This is a genomic window from Streptomyces sp. NPDC104106 (assembly GCF_055584345.1).
Genome location: NZ_JBVJMF010000012.1, coordinates 95,431 through 111,894, shown reverse-complemented (window position 1 = coordinate 111,894; position 16,464 = coordinate 95,431). Strand labels below are relative to the sequence as shown.

The 16,464-nt window shown below is 71.6% G+C and carries 18 protein-coding genes and 2 pseudogenes; 9 read left to right on the top strand and 11 right to left on the bottom strand.

Annotated features, from left to right (window positions below; genetic code table 11):
• Positions 1-68: 68 nt before the first annotated feature.
• Positions 69-506: a hypothetical protein gene (locus tag ACZ60X_RS26780; RefSeq protein ID WP_469603359.1), complete on the top strand. Its 438-nt coding sequence runs from the start codon at positions 69-71 to the stop codon at positions 504-506.
• Positions 507-523: 17 nt separating this feature from the next.
• Here ACZ60X_RS26780 and ACZ60X_RS26775 read toward each other — a convergent pair whose 3' ends face one another.
• Positions 524-1,948 carry an alkaline phosphatase family protein gene (locus tag ACZ60X_RS26775; RefSeq protein ID WP_469603356.1) on the bottom strand — a complete coding sequence of 475 codons (1,425 nt, stop codon included), beginning with the start codon at positions 1,946-1,948 and terminating at the stop codon, positions 524-526.
• Between the two features lie 278 nt (positions 1,949-2,226).
• Positions 2,227-4,056 carry an ABC transporter ATP-binding protein gene (locus ACZ60X_RS26770; protein ID WP_469603353.1) on the bottom strand — a complete coding sequence of 610 codons (1,830 nt, stop codon included), beginning with the start codon at positions 4,054-4,056 and terminating at the stop codon, positions 2,227-2,229.
• A 538-nt stretch (positions 4,057-4,594) separates the two neighbouring features.
• Here ACZ60X_RS26770 and ACZ60X_RS26765 point away from each other — a divergent pair.
• Positions 4,595-6,205 carry a purple acid phosphatase family protein gene (locus ACZ60X_RS26765; RefSeq protein WP_469603350.1) on the top strand — a complete coding sequence of 537 codons (1,611 nt, stop codon included), beginning with the start codon at positions 4,595-4,597 and terminating at the stop codon, positions 6,203-6,205.
• Positions 6,206-6,346: 141 nt separating this feature from the next.
• Positions 6,347-6,613 (top strand): alpha-L-rhamnosidase-related protein, encoded by a 267-nt coding sequence (locus tag ACZ60X_RS26760; RefSeq protein WP_469603652.1) that lies wholly within the window; start codon positions 6,347-6,349, stop codon positions 6,611-6,613.
• Here ACZ60X_RS26760 and ACZ60X_RS26755 read toward each other — a convergent pair.
• The 3 genes and pseudogenes from ACZ60X_RS26755 to ACZ60X_RS26745 form a co-directional block, all read right to left on the bottom strand.
• Positions 6,540-8,467 (bottom strand): annotated as a pseudogene (locus ACZ60X_RS26755) (family 78 glycoside hydrolase catalytic domain); the annotation flags it as partial. The gene ACZ60X_RS26760 and the pseudogene ACZ60X_RS26755 sit on opposite strands and share 74 nt — an antisense overlap.
• Positions 8,468-8,582: 115 nt before the next feature.
• A complete protein-coding gene (locus ACZ60X_RS26750; RefSeq protein ID WP_469603347.1) occupies positions 8,583-8,780 on the bottom strand; it encodes a hypothetical protein in 198 nt (65 codons plus the stop codon).
• Positions 8,781-8,966: 186 nt separating this feature from the next.
• Positions 8,967-9,140, bottom strand: coding sequence for a CsbD family protein (locus ACZ60X_RS26745; RefSeq protein ID WP_469603344.1), 174 nt, complete (start codon positions 9,138-9,140; stop codon positions 8,967-8,969).
• Positions 9,141-9,332: 192 nt separating this feature from the next.
• On the opposite strand from ACZ60X_RS26745, the gene ACZ60X_RS26740 reads away from it, so the two are divergent.
• Together ACZ60X_RS26740 and ACZ60X_RS26735 are read left to right on the top strand one after the other, a co-directional pair.
• Positions 9,333-9,506, top strand: coding sequence for a hypothetical protein (locus ACZ60X_RS26740; RefSeq protein WP_469603342.1), 174 nt, complete (start codon positions 9,333-9,335; stop codon positions 9,504-9,506).
• A 143-nt stretch (positions 9,507-9,649) separates the two neighbouring features.
• Positions 9,650-9,895: a Smr/MutS family protein gene (locus ACZ60X_RS26735; protein ID WP_469603339.1), complete on the top strand. Its 246-nt coding sequence runs from the start codon at positions 9,650-9,652 to the stop codon at positions 9,893-9,895.
• A 520-nt stretch (positions 9,896-10,415) separates the two neighbouring features.
• Here ACZ60X_RS26735 and ACZ60X_RS26730 read toward each other — a convergent pair.
• Complete coding sequence (locus ACZ60X_RS26730) at positions 10,416-11,018, bottom strand: DUF6058 family natural product biosynthesis protein (protein WP_469603337.1); 603 nt, start codon at positions 11,016-11,018, stop codon at positions 10,416-10,418.
• A gap of 250 nt (positions 11,019-11,268) precedes the next feature.
• Between ACZ60X_RS26730 and ACZ60X_RS26725 the strand changes: the two genes are divergently transcribed.
• Together ACZ60X_RS26725 and ACZ60X_RS26720 are read left to right on the top strand one after the other, a co-directional pair.
• Entirely contained in the window at positions 11,269-11,706 is a 438-nt protein-coding gene (locus ACZ60X_RS26725) for a TIGR03618 family F420-dependent PPOX class oxidoreductase (protein WP_469603334.1), read from the top strand.
• A 186-nt stretch (positions 11,707-11,892) separates the two neighbouring features.
• On the top strand, positions 11,893-12,036 hold the full coding sequence (locus ACZ60X_RS26720) for a hypothetical protein (protein ID WP_469603332.1): 144 nt from the start codon (positions 11,893-11,895) through the stop codon (positions 12,034-12,036).
• A 316-nt stretch (positions 12,037-12,352) separates the two neighbouring features.
• Here the strand turns inward: ACZ60X_RS26720 and ACZ60X_RS26715 are convergent, their stop codons facing one another.
• The 3 genes from ACZ60X_RS26715 to ACZ60X_RS26705 all read right to left on the bottom strand — a co-directional run bounded on the left by ACZ60X_RS26715 (position 12,353) and on the right by ACZ60X_RS26705 (position 13,725).
• Positions 12,353-12,871: a GNAT family N-acetyltransferase gene (locus tag ACZ60X_RS26715; protein ID WP_469603330.1), complete on the bottom strand. Its 519-nt coding sequence runs from the start codon at positions 12,869-12,871 to the stop codon at positions 12,353-12,355.
• A 197-nt stretch (positions 12,872-13,068) separates the two neighbouring features.
• The gene (locus ACZ60X_RS26710) at positions 13,069-13,488 is read right to left on the bottom strand and encodes a hypothetical protein (RefSeq protein ID WP_469603327.1); all 420 of its coding nucleotides are present in this window, start codon (positions 13,486-13,488) and stop codon (positions 13,069-13,071) included.
• Entirely contained in the window at positions 13,489-13,725 is a 237-nt protein-coding gene (locus tag ACZ60X_RS26705; RefSeq protein ID WP_469603324.1) for an AAA family ATPase, read from the bottom strand.
• Positions 13,726-13,929: 204 nt separating this feature from the next.
• Between ACZ60X_RS26705 and ACZ60X_RS26700 the strand changes: the two genes are divergently transcribed.
• On the top strand, positions 13,930-14,694 hold the full coding sequence (locus ACZ60X_RS26700; RefSeq protein ID WP_469603649.1) for a DUF998 domain-containing protein: 765 nt from the start codon (positions 13,930-13,932) through the stop codon (positions 14,692-14,694).
• A gap of 347 nt (positions 14,695-15,041) precedes the next feature.
• On the opposite strand, the pseudogene ACZ60X_RS26695 reads toward ACZ60X_RS26700, so the two are convergent.
• A pseudogene (locus ACZ60X_RS26695) lies at positions 15,042-15,131 on the bottom strand (endo-1,4-beta-xylanase); the annotation flags it as partial.
• 261 nt (positions 15,132-15,392) lie between these two features.
• Here ACZ60X_RS26695 and ACZ60X_RS26690 point away from each other — a divergent pair.
• Positions 15,393-15,908 carry a hypothetical protein gene (locus ACZ60X_RS26690; protein WP_469603321.1) on the top strand — a complete coding sequence of 172 codons (516 nt, stop codon included), beginning with the start codon at positions 15,393-15,395 and terminating at the stop codon, positions 15,906-15,908.
• Here the strand turns inward: ACZ60X_RS26690 and grpE are convergent.
• A complete protein-coding gene (grpE, locus tag ACZ60X_RS26685; protein WP_469603318.1) occupies positions 15,896-16,462 on the bottom strand; it encodes a nucleotide exchange factor GrpE in 567 nt (188 codons plus the stop codon). The genes ACZ60X_RS26690 and grpE overlap by 13 nt on opposite strands.
• Positions 16,463-16,464: the final 2 nt, after the last annotated feature.

The window sequence follows — 16,464 nt, the reverse complement described above, 5'->3', positions numbered from 1 at the left end:
CGCAGTAGCGTGGAGGTCATGGGCAGGCCGGACGCCTCCCGGACTCCACCGCGAAGGGATCGCCCGTCATGGATGAGGACCGCGCGCGGCGCGTCGTGGCGGCCTTGCGGGCGCGCGACGTGATGGCCCATGTCGTCGAGGCGGGCGTCTACGAGTTCGGTGTCAGGGTCGTCCTGGACGACAACGTCGAGGCGCTGTGGGACGTCGACGGCGCGTCGGGGCTGGACGCGGAGATCGTCAGCGACGGTGTGCTCGTCGGCTACGTCTCTCATGTGCCCGGTTCGGAGGAGTTCACCGAGCGGCAGATCGTGGACAGCATCGCCACCACCCGGTACTCCCTGGAGGGACTGAGCCCGCCCGAGGACAGCCCGCCGACGCCCTCCGCTTCACCCGCCGCGGACGACGCGTCGCCCCGGGTGCCGCCTCCGGAAGAGCGCGCGGCGAGCACCCAGCCGCCCACGCGCTTCCAGCGCTGGGCTCGTTGGAAGCGCCACGGCGGGAGCTGAGCGGCTTCCGGCCGCTCTCACACGTGCGGTCGGTGGCCCTTCTCCTGACGGGGGACGGACTGGGCCGCTCCGGGCAGCTTCGGCTTCGGCAGCGTGGCCACCTCTTTCCTGGCCTGCTCCAGTTGCCGGGCGGTGTCGTGGGGGAGCCGGGGCGGGCGGGCGCGGGCGGCACGGAAGCGGAACGCCGTGGTGAGGTCACCGAAGGCGGCACGCCGCCAGCCGCTGATGTTCGGCTCCGCCACCCCGGTGAACCGCTCCAGGAACTGCAGGGCGGACGTGTGGTCGAACGCCTCTGAGGCGACCCAGCCGCCCACCGTCCAGGGCGAGATGACGATGGCCGGGACGCGGAAGCCGGCGCCGATCGGCAGCCCCCCGACGTACTCGTGCGGGGTCCCCGGTGGTGCGGTCGGCGGGGCCACATGGTCGAACAGGCCGTCGTTCTCGTCGTAGTTGAGGATGAACGCGGTCTTGCGCCACACCTTCGGATTCGACGCGATCGCCTCGATCTTCGAGGCGACGAAGTCGGCGCCGGCCGCCGGGAGGAAGTCGGGGTGCTCCGACTGGTAGCCGGTTGGAATGATCCACGACACCGCCGGCAGACGGTCGTTGCGGGCGTCGTCCTCGAAGGTGCCCGCGGGCTGCCGGCGTACGCCGCGCTCGTACAGGGCGGAGCCGGGTTTCGCATGCTTGAAGGCGGCGAACTGCTCCAGCATGTTGCAGCCGTAGTTGTCGTCCTGCTGGTACACCTTCCAGCTGACACCGGCCGCCTGCAGTCGTTCGGCGTACGTCGTCCAGCGGTACGGCGTCGGCGCATCGTTGCTGATGACCGGGCCGCCGTGGGTTCCGCCCGGGTCGATCGACCCCGTCATCCACATCAGCCGGTTGGGCCAGGTGGGACCGAACACCGAGCAGAAGTAGTTGTCGCAGATGGTGAACGTCTCGGCGAGCGCGAACTGGAACGGGATGTCCTCGCGGGTGTAGTACCCCATCACATAGGGGCCGTTGACGCCGTCGGCCTTGCGGTGGGCGGGCAGCCACCGGTCCATCTTCCCGTGGTTCCACGCCTCGTGCTGCACGGACCAGGCGTGGCTGGTGGACGGGATGGCCTGGGCGCTGGACTTGTGGGTGTCGAGGTGGAAGGGCAGCAGGTAGCCCTTCGGGTTCCTGGCGTCGGGCTGGTGGAAGACGCTGCGTCCGGTGCTCAGCCTCAGGGCGTGCGGGTCGTCGAAGCCGCGGACGCCCGAGAGGGTGCCGAAGTAGTGGTCGAAGGAGCGGTTCTCCTGCATCAGCATGACGACGTGTTCGATGTCGCGCAGGGAACCGCGCCGGGGAGAACCGGCGGCGACGGCCTTCTGGACGCTCGGGGGGAGGAGGGAGAGGGCCGCGGTGCCGCCCAGCGCGGCGGCTGACCCGAGGAGTCTACGGCGTGTCAACTCGGGCATGGATGCCCCTTCTTGAGTGAGAGCGGAGTTCCGTAGGCGCGGTCGGCCCCGGAGGGGGCCGGCCGCCCATCACTCTCTGCCCAGGACAGACGAGCACATCAGGGGTGAATGGTGAACATGCGGCCAACGTGCGGAAAGGGGTTGGCCAAGCTGTGACCGCCCACACCCGTACGTTGCGCCGACGTTGTCGGCTGTTGGGAGAAGGATGGCTCCTTCATGGATCAAGGAGGGACTGCGCCCCGCGCGCCGTCCGGGTGCGGGGCCGGTGCGGTCCGTCCTCAGGCGGCCTCGGGCTCCGGCTCCACATCCGGACGCGGCACCCCGCCGGGAGTCGTGACGACCGCGGTGCCGTCGCTGAGGTGGACGATCAGGTCGGCCTGGGCGGCCAGGCGCAGGTCGTGGGTGATGAGGAAGGTCGTGCGGCCGGCGGTGAGGCGGCGCAGGGGCGCCATGACGCGGGCCGTGGAGTCGTCGTCGAGCCCGGCCGTGGGCTCGTCGAGGATGAGGACGGGCGCGGTGCGGAGCATGGCCCGGGCGAGCGCGATCCTGCGGCGCTGCCCGCCGGAGAGGTTGTTGCCGCGTTTGCCGACGCGGCTGTCGTAACCGTCGGGCAGAGCGCTGACGAAGTCATGCGCGTCGGCCGCGACGGCTGCGGCGAGCAGGTCCGCGTCGGTGGCGTCGGGACGGCCGTAGCCGATGTTCTCCCGGACCGTGCCGTCGAAGAGCATGCTGTCCTGCGGGAGCAGGGTGATGTGCCTGCGCACCTCGTCGAGGGGCAGTTCGGCGATGTCCCGGCCGTCGAGCAGGATCCGGCCCCGGGACGGCTCGTGGAAGCGCAGCAGCAGCTTGCCGAGGGTGGACTTGCCGGTGCCGCTGGGCCCCGTGACCGCGACGAGCAGGCCCGGGGCGATGTCGAGGCGCACCCCGTTCAGCACGGGGCGGCCGCTGCCGGGGTAGGAGAAGCCGACGTCCTCGAAGGTGACCGCGCCGCGCACCGGTTCGGCGAGCGGCGGCACGCCCGGCTCCGGGGCGCTGTCGCGGACCGTGCCCGTGCGCAGCACCTCGATGAGGCGCTCGCAGGCGGCGGTCGCGGAGGAGGCGCTGACGACCAGCTCGCCCAGTTCCTGGAGCTTGGGGTGGAGATAGCCGAGGAAGGCGGCGAAGGAGAGCAGGCCGCCGACGCTCAGATGGTGCTCGGAGATCTGCCAGGCACCGGCCCCGATCACGGCCAGCACGCTGAGCGTCTCGACCAGTTCGCCCATCGGTCCGTACACCGACGACAGCCTGATCTGCCGCAGCCCTGCGCGCATCCAACCGCGTCCCTCGCGGTGCACCTTGCCGCGCTCGGCCTGCTGTCGGCCATAGGCCTGCACCAGGGGCATGTTGGCAAGGCTCTCCTCCAGCAGCGACGCCAGGCGGCCGTTGCTGTCGCGTTCGGCGCGCGTGGCGGAGCGCATCAGGGTGCCGAACCACCGCGCGCCGAACCAGATCAGCGGGGCGGCCGCCAAGGTGATCAGGGTCAGTTGCCAGCTCGTCCACAGGGCCGCCACCGCGAACACCACCGCACCGGCGGCGGACGTGATCAGCTCGACGGGCGCGGAGGCCACCAGAGACTCCACCGCCTCGATGTCTCCCGTCAGCCGGGAGACCAGATCGCCGGTGCCGAAGCGGTCCAGGGTGTCCGGCGGCACCTGTTGCAGATGCTGGAAGACCCGGTCGCGCAGGCCGAGCAGGAAGTGCTCACTGGTCCAGCCGGCGAGATAGCCGCCCGCCGCCGAGGCGACCGCGCCGGCCACGGCGAGCCCCAGCCACAGTGCGGCGGGACCCCAGAAGGCGGCGAGGTCCCCGGGGGTGAGCACGTCGTCGGTGAGGACACCGACGATGCCGATCGCGGCCGCGTCGCACCCGGCGGACACCACCAGCAGCAGGGCCGACACCAGGACGACCGCACGGTTGACGCTGACCAGCGGCCAGAACGTGCGGAACGCGGCCAGCGGGGAGATGCGGGCGTGACGCATCCGCGAGGGCGCTGGGGCGCCGGCCGCGGCTGCCGTCCCGGAGCCGGTGACGGGCACGGTGAGGGGTGCTGCGGTGGGCACGGTGTGCATGGCCGACACTTCCTGGGCACTGCCCGGTCCGACGGCGTGCCGGGATCCGGCGCGCGGCTGTTCCGCACGCCCGGACCCCGGCACGTCCGCCTGCGTGGTCGCGTTCCGCGATGCCTGCTACTTGGCGGCGGCCTTCTTGTGCTTGCGGTGGTGCTTCTTGTGGTGCTTGGCCTTGGCGGCGGCACCGGATTCCTTCTTCTTGGCCTTCTTGGCCAGGGTGATCTTGGCGAAGGACATGATGGTCATCCTTTCCTGAAGGGCCGTCAACTGGCGCTGGTCGCCGCTGACTTCGCCTTGTGTCGCACCTGTGAGTACGGGGAGGGCCGATGCCTCATTCAAGAACGAAGGTGAGTGTTGGCCTATATTCCCTTACCCAATCCACGGGTCGGCCCGACCGGCGCCGCCCGTCCCGCCGCCCCGTGCGCTCCCGTCACCCGTCGCGGCATGACCAGGTGGCCATGCGGTGTTCACCCGGGCGCCGCCGAGGGGCGGCAGGGTGCGGTGGTCGTCAGCTCGACTGCGCGCCAGGGAGGGCTCCATGAGCACACAGGCCGGAACGACGGACGGAACCCAGGAGGCCTCCGAGGCGGTCAGCCGCCGGCACGCGCTGGGCCTGATCGGCACCGCCGGGGCCGGCGCGGCCGTCACCCCGCTGCTGGGAGCGGGCACGGCACAGGCCGCCCCGCTCACCGCCCCGGCTCTGCACCGCACCGCTGACGCGTCCGGAGCGCCTCCGGTCCAGGGGCTCCACCTGACGTTCGGGGCGGACCCGCGTACGCAGATGACCGTGTCCTGGATCACCGACCGACCGGTGACCAGACCCGTGGTGCACTACGGCACGCTGGAGCACGGGTTCGGCTCCAGCGCCGCGGCCCGGACGGTCAGCTACGTGGACGGCACGTCCCGCCGCACCGTCTACGTCCACCACGCCTCGCTGCACCGGCTCGCCCCCGGCACCGACTACGTCTACCTCGCCACCCACGAGGGGACGACGCCCGACAGCGGTATGTTCCGCACGGCGCCGCGCGGGCGGCAGCCGTTCACCTTCACCAGCTTCGGCGACCAGTCCGCTCCGCAGGTGACCTGGGCGGCCGACGGCACGGTGGCCCTCGACGCGAACTCGACGCCCGCCACCAAGGACATCGTCACCGGCATCGAGCAGGTCGCCCCGCTGTTCCACCTCCTCAACGGCGATCTGTGCTACGCCAACCTCGACGTCGACCGGGTGCGCACCTGGAACAACTTCTTCGCCAACAACACCCGTTCGGCACGCTTCCGCCCCTGGATGCCGGCCGCCGGCAACCACGAGATCGAGAAGGCCAACGGCCCGCTCGGCCTCGGCGCCTACCAGACCTACTTCTCCCTCCCCTCCACCGAGACCGACGCCGAACTGGCCGGCCTGTGGTACGCCTTCACGGTCGGTTCGGTACGGGTGATCGTCCTGCAGAACGACGACAACTGCCTCCAGGACGGCGGCGACCTCTACATCAGCGGCTACTCCGGCGGACGCCAGCTCGCCTTCCTGGAAAAGGAGCTGAAGGCGGCGCGAGCCTCCCGCGACGTCGACTGGGTGGTCGTCGCCATGCATCAGGTCATGATCAGCTCCACCGACGCCAATGGCGCCGACCTGGGCCTGCGCCAGAAGTACGGCCCCCTGTTCGACAGGTACGGCGTGGACCTGGTCCTGTGCGGCCACGAACACAACTACGAGCGTTCGCTGGCGGTCCGCGGTGTCGTCACGGGCAGCGAGACGCTCACACCCCGCCCCGCCTCCCAGGACACCGACTCCATCGACACCGGACTGGGTACGGTGCACATGGTCCTCGGCGGCGGAGGGGTCTTTGGGACCACGAACCAGAAGTTCTTCACCGACGGCACCGCGAAGGTGATCACCGCGGTGTCCGGGACCGCCGGCGCGAACGGCAAGCGCACTGCCACCTACGCCAAGGAGGAGGCCGTCTGGATGGGGGTCCGGGACGTCGAGCACCCCTATGGCTTCGCGGCGTTCACCGTGGATCCCGGCCGGCACGCCGGGGACACCACCCGGATGCACGTGACGTACTACAACGTCAACAAGCCGCACGGCGAGCTGTCCGTGTTCGAGACCTTCACCCTCCACCGCAGGCGCTCCGACGGCGGGCGGGCATGAGCGGATGCCCGCCCTGACCGGTGCCTGCCGCCTTCGACGCCTGGTTCACACCCCTGCTCGGCGAGTGGGACCGCCGGCGCGACGCGCCGGGAGTCAGTTCACGAACAGCATGGGCTGGCCGGGTCCTTGGCGACACCGGCCATGCTCGACAGCACCCGGGTGGGGTACGCCGAGGACACCCTCTCCGTCGGCTTCCTCGGCGTCAACGTGCTCGCTCCCGTCCTCACCGACGAGGGCCGCGCCGACCCCGCCTACAAGCTGCTCCACCAGAACGCCACGCCGTCCTGGCTGTGCTCCGTCGGCAACGGCGCGACGACCGTCCGCAAACGCTGGAACTGTCCCCGGTGCGCCCCCGGATCCAGTCCATGCACGCCGTCATCGCCGCCCAGGCGCGCTCGACGACGGTAGTGTCGCCGGACCTCGGTTGCCCGGTGCGACATGGGTGAACTGGGCGTGGTCGGCGCCGTAGGTCTGCTGCGAGTCGACGAGGATGTCCTCGAAGTGGCTCAGGAAGGCGACGGCGTCGACGTTGTACAGACCCCCTCTGCGAGAACAGCTGGGTGTCGCCGGTCCAGCCGAGGCGCTCGTCGCGCAGCGGACAGTCGGTGGGGATCCACAGGTAGTTGCCGCGCTGGCCCCAATGGACGTTGCTGATCAGCTGGTTGACCGTGGAGTCGTCGGTCGTGACCGACCCGATCCGCCGGAGGGCGGAGGTGGCGACCCTGCCCGTCAGGCCGGTGACGGTGACCGGGCCGCCGGTGACGGTGACGGAGGCGTACCGGAAGCCGTAGAAGGTGAGCGAGTCCTGGTGGGTCTCGCCGTGCGGGTCGCCCTTGAGGGTGTACGTGCTGGTGGCCCGCGCGCCGCGGAGATTGGCGCGGTAGACCGAGCCCTGCGGGCCGTCGGCGGCCTTGCCCGCGTCATTGAGTATCTCGCCGAAGCCGAAGGTGACCTGGGCACCGGCCGGCCCGCGCAGGGAGTAGCGGGGCACGCCGACCATGTTCTCGCCCAGGCCGAAGACGGCGGTGTCGCCCTCGGCGAGGGTCACGGACGCGGTGGCGGCGCTGGCGGGGGCGGGTGACCGTGCGCGAGGCGTCGACGACGATGTGCCCCTTGCCGTCGGGGCTGCCGTCCTGGCCCGCGACGCCGGTGCAGACCGTGACGGAGTGCGGCCTGCGGTCCCGCTCGGGTGCCAGCCGGGCGCTCTCGCCGGGGTAGGCGACCAGCCTGGCGCCGGGGAAGCGGGTCGCGTACGGATGCTCGGCGACGTCCGCCCACCGCGAGTCGTCGTAGCCGTGCGCCGTCCAGCCGGGCAGCTCCTCGCGGGCGTCGTAGGACTGGCCGTCGTAGATGTCCTCGGCGCGGTACGGACCGGTGTCGGTGGCCTTCCAGCCCGCGCCCGGCGCGGTCACCAGACTCTGCGTCGAGCCGTCCGCGTAGCGGAGCAGGAGCCTGGCCGTCAGGGCGAGCGGATTGGCGTCCTGCGCGTAGTAGGCGCTCCCCTGGAGACGCGGCCGTTGTATCAGCCGTTGCCGAGGACGGCGGCGAGCGTGACGCTGCGGTCGGCCGCGAGCAGTGCGGTCACGTCGTAGGTGAAGTAGCTGACGGTCGTGTCGTAGTTCGTCCACCCCCGTGTGAGCAGCTCCTCGGTGGCGCCGCCGGTGGACCCACCGACCGGTACGGCCACCCGCCCGCCGTCGACGTACACCTCGTACACCCCGAGCGCCGACACGTACAGCCGCGCCGCGCGCACCCGCCCCGCAACGGGGCCTCCCGGCGCAGCAGGGGGGCGCCCGGGGTGTTCGGCTTCTTTCCGGCCATGGTGATCCGGCGGGCGCCGTCCCAGCCGGCCGTACCGTCGGTGCTCAGCAGGCCGGTCTCGAAGGAGGCCGCCGGGGCCCCGGCAATCGCCCGCCCGTCCTCGTCCCGCACCAGGACCGTCCAGAAGTAGCGGGTCGACGGCCGCAGCGCCCGGCCCGCGTACCGTACGGCGACCGAGTCGGCCGAGGCGATCCGGCCGCTGTCCCACACATCGGCCCGGCCACCGCGCAGTCGCCCGGCGTTGGTGGCCACCAGGAGCCGGTACCCGCTCTGCCGGCGACCGCGGACCGAGGAGACCATGCGTCAGCCGAACCGCGGCCGGGCCGCGTCGACGCCCAGGGGATCCCTGCGGTGCTCGACCGTCAGCCCCTCCACCCTCGTCCCACCGGTGGTCGGCCCCGCCGCATGTGCCGTACCGGCTGTGCCGATGCCGCCCGCCAGGGCCACCGGGCGTATGCGGTGGCGGTCCAGCGATCTAGCAGCCGAAACAGATGACAGATTCGAACAGAATCATTCAGGGGATCTGAGTACTTAAAAACCGTTCAAAAACGTATGATCAATGCCGGAATCGCTCTGCGGCGGCGAAGAGCGCACAGGCGAGCACGATCAGGAGGAGGCTCGCGACGGCCTCGTAGCCGTGGAGGAACGGCAGCCGTCGCACCATGCCGACGTGCCAGTGGGTGTACTCCTGCACCAAGCCCAGCACTCCCTGCACGAGAGCGATGAACCCGGTCACTTCCAGCGCCTTCTTCATGCACCCGATCCTCGCCCCGGACCTGTGCGCGCTCCATCGGCCGGGCGTCCGGACCGCATCGCCGAAAGTTGCTCGCGTGGCGGTGGCGGGCACCCGAAAGACGATCCCGCCCGCGACTTCGGTCGAAGGAAGGGCCCTCCTCCTCGGTGAGGGGGAAGGCCCAACGTGCATGAGCAGCGCCAGGAGTCAGCGCTTGAACATGTCCTTCATCTTTTCCTTGGCCTGCCGTGCATCGCCCTTGGACTTTTCCGCGTGTCCCTCGGCGGCCTTCGGGTCGTCGCCGACGGCCCGTGCCGCAGCCCGCTTGAGCTTGCCCTTGGCCTGCTCGGCCTTCGCCTTGGCCTTCTCACCAGCCGCCATGGCGAATGCACCTCCTTGAACGATCAACGGTTCATCCGTCTTCGGGGTACCTCCCGCGTGCCCAGTGCCGCGCTCCGTAAACAAGACCCTCACCGCCTGCGGATGTCACTCGAACGGCTCACGCCCACGCCGGTCCGGTATGCCGTGTTCGCCCGTTCGGGGCAAGCTGGACACGGATCCGTTGCCCATCCCGTGACCACTGTTGTGCCGGGAGGCGTCATGATCGTGGTGGCCCTGCTTGTGCCGGTGATGGTCATGCTCGTCGTGTTCGCCTTGGACGCATACGAGGATCTGCTGTTCCCACCGGCACCGGAGTCCCAGCCGGAACAGGAGACGCTCGACCCGGCGCAGGAGTCCGGCCAGTGATCACCGGTTCCCCCGTCGGGCCGGGGTCCTGCTTCCCGCACCGGGAAGGGCCGGACCGAGGTCGCGCATGGGAGGCTTCCTGTGGGCCGCGAGGGTGGCCCGCCCCGCGGCCGGCACACGGCCGCAGCACCAGGAGGCTCTCCATGATGTCGCTCGATCTGCACCCGATCTTCCGGAACAACCGCGACATCGAACTGGCCATGCGGCAGTTCCTCTTCCGGGCCAACCATGCCGGCGAGCCCGTCGCGGAGATCATCCCGGGCAAGGGGGCCGGGCGGCTCAGGGCGCGCGTGCTGGCTTTCTTGGACCAGAAGCACATCAGGAGGCTGTACATCCGGCGCGAGGTCGACCCGGGCAACACCGGCCGCATTCTCATCTACTTCCGGTGAGCTACGTCCGGTGAGCGGGGACGGCGTGCCCCGGTCGCACGCGCGGCCGAGCCGCGGCCATGGGGTGGTCCTGCCGCCGGCTTCGAGCGGGCGGCCACACCATGGCCCCGCGGCGTGCGCCGGTCGAAGGGGCCGGCGCATCCGGTGGCGGTGTCGCTCGCCGGCCGTGTGTCCGGGCGGGCCGTGGGGGGATCGTCGCCGTGACGAGCGGGCCCGGTCGGGCACGCCGACGCGATGCCTGTGCCCGGCCCGGCCGCCGAGCCCGGGGAGATCGTCTCCTCGCTCGCGCGGGCGCGGCCCTGCCGTTCATCTCGGTGGGGGTGGCGGGCGCGGTCCGACTGGACCCACCGGCCCACGCGGGCCGCCTGCCTCCCGGCGCGGTGTCGGGCGGCGGGAGGAGCCGCGCGCCGGTCCGTGGGAGGGTGGCTGGGACGCGTTCCGGGGAGGCGAGGGGGCCCTTCCGGCCCGGCACGGCGGGCGGGTGGCGGCGGCGCTCGGTGCTACGACGGCTTCGCCCGGGTCATGGGCGGCGCGGGAAGCGGACGCGCATCGCGGTGACACAGGTGTCCCGGGACGTCGGCCCGCCGAAGCGGAGACGGTCGTAGGCGGTGAACTCCGGTTCCAAAGCGTCGAGTTCGTCGATCAGGGCATGCAGTCGCTCCGCCCAGCACGGCGCACCGGCATCCGGCTCCTGCGCCGCGGCACCGATCGCGGCCGTCAGGTGGTCCTTGCGCCGGATGGTGGCCGGCGTCACCGAGTGCAGGCACACGTACTGTCCGCTGAGATAGGCGTTCCACTCCGCCTTCGCGGTGATGGGGTCGTCCCAGTGAGCGGTGAACCACGCTTCGAGCAGGTCCACGCCACCCGCCTCCTCGGCGAGCGCGAACAGATCGGCCGGCACCATCTCGGCGCCGTCGGAGCGCAGATATCCCGGAAGCGGCAGACACCCGTCCAGCATCAGCCGGCGGACCTCGTCGGCATCGCGGCCGTGGACCGCGCACAGGCGCTCCAGGTCGGCGAACTGCGCGCTGACGTAGGCGTCGTCGGCCGCGGTCATCGGGTGGTCGCCGTTGACCTCGCGGAACCGCTCGGCGAGCCGCTGTATCAGGTCCCTGTCCGGCATGGGGTGGCCTCCGGTGTCACCGGCGCGGGCACCTCCCGCGCAGCACGTGGAACGCTAATGGCGGGACCCTTCGGCGCTCGCCGAACCGTCGAGGGCCACCCACGCGCCGTCGGCCTGTGGCGGGAAACGCCCCCGGAGGGAGGCGGGTCGGAGGAGGGACGGGGGACGGTCTGGGGCTGACGGGGCGTCACCAGGGCCCTGTGGCAGAGTGGCCCCTGCAAGAGATGATCAAGATCGGGAGGGCCCTGCCATGGCGGCGGAGTTGAACGAGCAGGTGCGCAAGCGGCTGACGGAGCCGAACTTCTGGTACGTGGCCACGGTGACCCCGGACGGGGCTCCGCACGTCACGCCGATGTGGGTCCACCTCGAGGACGGCCTGATCGTCTTCAACACCTCGGTCGGCCGGATCAAGGAGGAGAACCTCCGCCACGACGCCCGGGTCTACCTCTCGCACGCCGACAGCGAGAACCCCTACGACCGGGTGCAGATCTCCGGGCGTGTGGTGCGCTTCGTGGAGGGGGACGAGGCCGAGCGCGGCATGGACCGGCTGGCTCGCAAGTACCTCGGTCTGGACGGATACCCCTGGCTGATCGAGGGCGAGCAGCGGGTGCACGTCCTGGTCGAGGCGGAGCGGGTCCGGCACATCGTCGGCGTCGAGCCGTTCCGGCCGGGAATCATCCCTTCCTGAGTCGTCCGACAGGCGTTGCTTCCGGCGCTTCCCTCCTGGCACGCTGGCCGTCCTGCCGCAGGCGCCGGGGCCGGGCCGGGGCCGGTCGCTCTGATCCGCACCGAGGTCGCGTCGCAGCCACGGCTTGGTGCCGATGCGGTCGTCCCCCGGCCGGCCGGCGGGCAGTCCGTGCGCCCGCAGGACCGGATGCCACGTGTCCTCGGGAGCGAGGGCGAACTGCTCATCGTCCTGGGGCCGTGCCGGGAGCGGCGTGCCGTTGACTCGGCCGCGCGCTTGCCGGACGGCGCGATGCCGCACAGCGACCTGAAGTCCCTGCCGCTGGTGCGCTGATACAGGTCGAGGGCTGCCTGCGGGGCTGGGACGACGGCCGTGACGCGGCCGTTTCCCAGTCGCGCTGCTGGGGAACCCACACGACGCGCACGGTCCCGGACTCGCGTGCGTGCCAGGGCCGACCTTCGCGCCGCCGTACGCTCCGCCGTCACCCGCCATACGGTGGTCGCGGCCCCCGCCTTCCGTCCCCTGTCGTCGCTCGGCCACGAGTGCGCGCCGCCTCTCCACCAGGTCGCTGCGCCGCCCGTCCATGTCCGGCGGATCACAGCATGTGCCCCAACACCCGGGCGTCACACGGCCCGACGGCGCGATGGTGTCATCGTCCGATGGGCCGGTGCCATCGGATCTCGCCGTCGTGGAGGATGTCGGTGGGACGGAGCCCGGCGGCCGTGGCGACGGCCGCGGATGCCCGGTGCTCGGGGTGGATGTGTGCGACGACGGTGCGCACCGGTTGCCGGCCGAGCCAGTCGACGAGTCCACGGGCCGCTTCGGAGGCGATGCCGCGGCCCTGCCACGGGGTCCCCACCACCCAGGCGATCTCGGCACGCGGGCCCTGGCCCGAGGGACCGACCGTCGCCTGCACGGTGCCCGTGAGACAGGATTCCTCGCGGAGCCTGATGACCCAGTTCAGCCAGGAGACGGCCGGATCGCCGGAGCCCGCGGTCAGACGCCGGTAACGGGCGCGCAGCGCCTGCGGGGTGTCCGGCCTGCCGCCGATGAAGGTGTGCAGGGCCGGGTCGGACAGCACCTCCGCCATCTCCTGCGCGTCCTGGACGCGCAGGGGCAACAGGTCCAGTCGCGCGGTGCTGATGGCCCGGGCCGAGAGGGTACTCATGGCGCGACCCTACGCCGACGGCTCTGCGGTGGTGTTCGGGCCCGACGCTGGACAAGCGGGCGAGGGCGCGCGGGAGTTCCCGGCTGTAGCCGTCGGCGCGCGTCGACCAGGTCGACCGGGGGTGGGCCGTGCTGGACCCGGGTCGCATGGCCGGCGCCAGGGCCATGGCACCGGGCGTCAGTCGTGCCCCTCGGGGTTCAGCGGCCGAACGCCCTGGTCACCTGCTCATCGAGAGCGTCTTCGGTCATCGTCGTGTCGACGTGGACGGTGCGCAGGCGCAGGCGCTCGGTCTCCTGCTGGAGGCGCTCGGTGAACATGTGGTCGCGTGCGGCGAGGTTGCGGCCGGCCGTCACCGGATCGCTGGTCTTCGCCAGGAACTCCACCCCCGCGGAGGACCGGCTCCGCAGGGCTGCCCGGCGGAAATGGGGCGTGGGCAGGAGCCAGAGGGCGTGCTCGGGAGCGGCGAGCAGAGGTTTCACGAGGTGGGGCAGCAACCGGAAGCCCTCGACGACACACGGCTCCCGCGGCATGCGCAGAAGGTCCTCGACGATCAGACCGAAACCCTCGCCCCGGAACCAGTGGAAGGTCTCCAGCATGATCTCCGGAGACCGGTCCACTCACCGCTCGTCCATGCCCATGGCCAGGAACCTGTGCAGAAAGGGGGCTTCCTCGGGCGTGAGCCGCCCGGCGTGCTCCCGCATGACGTCGTCGGTCGCGTAAAGGCGCCATCCGTGGCGGGCGGCGAGCCGGCGGGCGACCGTCGACTTTCCCGCGCCGCTCCCCCCGCCGATCCAGTTGACGTGCCGCAGCCGCGCGGGAAGCTCAGCGGCATCCGGCACCTCGTGACGCGACAAGGACTGCATTCTTCTCCTGTTCCGGGGGACCCATCGACCGTGAACCTCAATCATGCTCGTTGCGGTCCGTCATCCGTCGTACGACGTCGCGTACGGTGATCACCGCATGGCTTTTCGGACGGCAACGGCACCGGTGCGGGCTCGGCTGAATTGGATCACTTGACACGAGGTCCGGCGCGAGGCGCGGCTTCGACGGCCGCGTCGGTGCTCCTGTGCGTCGCCGCCGTCCTCTACAACGACTGGTTGCTGCAGTTCTTCGTGACCACCGGCCTGTCGCAGACCGACTCCTACGTCAGTGAGACCTTCGCCGCGGATCAGCCGCACCGGCTGCTGTTCGGCATCGTCGAGCTGGCTTGCGCCGTCGTGCTGGTCGCCTCCGCGGTCCTGGCAGCCTGCTCGATACCGCGGGGCCCGGCGCGGGCCGGCTGGAGCGCCGTCGCGCTGCTCGGCGGATGCTCCGTCCTCGACGTGCTGCTGCCGATGGGATGCGCGCCGTCGGTGGAGCACGGCTGCCCGCCCGACAACATCCAGCACACCGCCACCAGCGGCCTGGTGGAGTTCACCCTGTTCCTGTCCATGGCGCTGTTCGGCCTGGCGGCGCGCCGAGGCGGCCCGGGCCGCGCGGGGTCGGTCGCCGGCCGGTGGGCGCCGTACGTCATGCCGGTGTCGATGGCGTCCGCGATCGCCACCGTCGGCCCCTACCTGGGGTACCCCGGTGGCCAGGGCATCGCCCAGCGGATCCACCTCGTCAGCGTCGCCGCCTGGTTCGTCCTGCTCGCCGCGGAGGCCCGCAGTTCGGGCGCTGTGCACCGGCATCGGGAAAGCGGGGCGGCGCCCGGCCGGGGCCGGGACACCGACCGGGAGGCGGGCCTCGTGCCCGCCGGACGCGCCGACCCGCGCCCGGACGCGCCCTCCGTACCCGTGCGCGACCGCCCGGCCCCCGGCGGCCGTCTCCCGGGCGGGGAGTAGCCGCCGGCGCGGGTCGGCAGGTGGAGTCGGTCCGGGTGAGCAGAGTTGGGGTCCTGGGAGGCGATGAGGGCGCTGCTGAAGCCGTTCGGGAACTGGCCGACCGTCGTCTGGGATCGGCGGAGGTGCCCGTTGTCGCAGATCACCCACCGTCGGCCGGCTTCTTGTTGCCGGCGGCGTCGATCGGCAGCGGACTCTTGGCGCTGCAACAGGAGTCGCTGTCTCGGATGCCCCGCACGCTGATGCGGTGCAGCGCGCGCCCCCCTCACGCAGGCCTTGACCGTGCCGGCGTACGCGGTGGCCGGAGCCTGCGCGATGTCCACGCCGTCGCCGCAGGTCTTCTCCAAGACGGAGGCGCGGCGCCCACCGCTGGCATCGTCCGCGAACGCCTCGTTGACCACGTCCCAAGCGTAGATCTCAGTGGTGATGTGCTTGCGCATCACTCCGCGCAGGGTCGTGGCGTCGGTGATCGCCGAGTCCCGGCTGGGCAGTTGGGAGTGCTGGGCGGATGGTTCTCGTGGGAATTCGCGGTCCAGCGCGCTCAGGCGCCGACCGTGCCGTTGTCGGCATGCCGAACGCTGATCGATTCCTGGATGCTGTGGATGATAGAAGGGGGTCTCGGGGTCGCAACCCCCGGCCCCCGCATTATTCGATGTTGCGAACGAATATTTTGGGATCGGGCGCGAGAGAAGGCGCTGACGATGGCACGCCTCCTGGTCGACGGTGATGACCTGGTCGTGCGGACCGCCTGGTGGGAGCGGGCGGCCGTGCGCCGCGGTGATGTGCGGGTCCCGCTGAGGGCGGTGCGGCGGGTGGCGCTCGAAGGGGACTGGTGGCGCGCCCTGCGCGGCGTTCAACGGCGTGGTGTGTGCGTGCCCGGCGTCCTGTGCCTCGGCACCCGGGAGCACCAGGGCGGGCAGGACTTCGTGGCCGTGCGGCCGGGCAGGCCCGTCGTCTGCGTCGAACTTTCGCCGTCCGCTCCCTTCCGCCTGCTCGCCGTAGCCGCGAGGGACGGCCGGGACGGCGAGGCCATGGTGCGGAGGCTGCGCCGGGCCGCCCCCGACACGGACGCGTCCACGCCATGCCGGCAGCCGCTCCCCGTGCCCGTGGAACGCCCGCTGCCGGTGCCCGGGACGGCCGGCGGAACGGCTGTCGGCATGCCGTCCCTGGAGCCGGGGACCCGCTCGGGGATTTCCGGGTCCGCTCAGCCTCGGTGATCGTCGTGCCCTGCCCGTGGCAGGCTCGGGCAGCCGCTGACGCTCACCAGGCCGTGTCGCCGCCCTCCGTGTTCGCGCCCGAGCGGGTTCCCCATGGGTGACGGCGGTCCCGTGACCTCCACACCGGCCGGCCGCAGCAGCCGCGGTCCCAGGCGGTAGCCGGCGCGGAGGATCTTCGTGCAGATCAGCTGGTCCGCACCCGGTGCGACGTGATGGGTGACTGCCTCGTGGCACACCGGATCGAAGAGATCGCCCACCTCGCCGAACGCCTGGAGGCCCAGGGCTCCCAGCTGTGTCGCGAGGGTGTCGGCGATGTCCGTCAATCCCGGCGTCATGGGCTCGTGCGCGCAGGTGCGGTCCATGGCGTCCAGCACGGGCAGCAGGGCGCGCAGGACGTTGGCCACGGCGATCTCGCCCACGGCCAGCTGGTCCCGGCGCACCCGTTTGCGGTAGTTGTCGTACTCGGCCTTCACCCGTTGCAGGTCGGCCGTGCGTTCCTCAAGCAGGCGCCGCAGCTGGGCCGTGGCCGGGTCCGGCAGTCGGCTGTTCTCCATCG

Bases quoted from the DNA above. Each gene is read 5' to 3' on its own strand.
- ACZ60X_RS26780 (WP_469603359.1), top strand. From the start codon at position 69: ATGGATGAGGACCGCGCGCGGCGCGTCGTGGCGGCCTTGCGGGCGCGC.
- ACZ60X_RS26775 (WP_469603356.1), bottom strand. From the start codon at position 1,948: ATGCCCGAGTTGACACGCCGTAGACTCCTCGGGTCAGCCGCCGCGCTG.
- ACZ60X_RS26770 (WP_469603353.1), bottom strand. From the start codon at position 4,056: ATGCACACCGTGCCCACCGCAGCACCCCTCACCGTGCCCGTCACCGGC.
- grpE (WP_469603318.1), bottom strand. From the start codon at position 16,462: ATGGAGAACAGCCGACTGCCGGACCCGGCCACGGCCCAGCTGCGGCGC.
- ACZ60X_RS26715 (WP_469603330.1), bottom strand. From the start codon at position 12,871: ATGAGTACCCTCTCGGCCCGGGCCATCAGCACCGCGCGACTGGACCTG.
- ACZ60X_RS26690 (WP_469603321.1), top strand. From the start codon at position 15,393: ATGGCACGCCTCCTGGTCGACGGTGATGACCTGGTCGTGCGGACCGCC.
- ACZ60X_RS26750 (WP_469603347.1), bottom strand. From the start codon at position 8,780: ATGAAGAAGGCGCTGGAAGTGACCGGGTTCATCGCTCTCGTGCAGGGA.
- ACZ60X_RS26735 (WP_469603339.1), top strand. From the start codon at position 9,650: ATGATGTCGCTCGATCTGCACCCGATCTTCCGGAACAACCGCGACATC.
- ACZ60X_RS26760 (WP_469603652.1), top strand. From the start codon at position 6,347: ATGCTCGACAGCACCCGGGTGGGGTACGCCGAGGACACCCTCTCCGTC.
- ACZ60X_RS26765 (WP_469603350.1), top strand. From the start codon at position 4,595: ATGAGCACACAGGCCGGAACGACGGACGGAACCCAGGAGGCCTCCGAG.
- ACZ60X_RS26725 (WP_469603334.1), top strand. From the start codon at position 11,269: ATGGCGGCGGAGTTGAACGAGCAGGTGCGCAAGCGGCTGACGGAGCCG.
- ACZ60X_RS26720 (WP_469603332.1), top strand. From the start codon at position 11,893: ATGCCACGTGTCCTCGGGAGCGAGGGCGAACTGCTCATCGTCCTGGGG.
- ACZ60X_RS26730 (WP_469603337.1), bottom strand. From the start codon at position 11,018: ATGCCGGACAGGGACCTGATACAGCGGCTCGCCGAGCGGTTCCGCGAG.
- ACZ60X_RS26745 (WP_469603344.1), bottom strand. From the start codon at position 9,140: ATGGCGGCTGGTGAGAAGGCCAAGGCGAAGGCCGAGCAGGCCAAGGGC.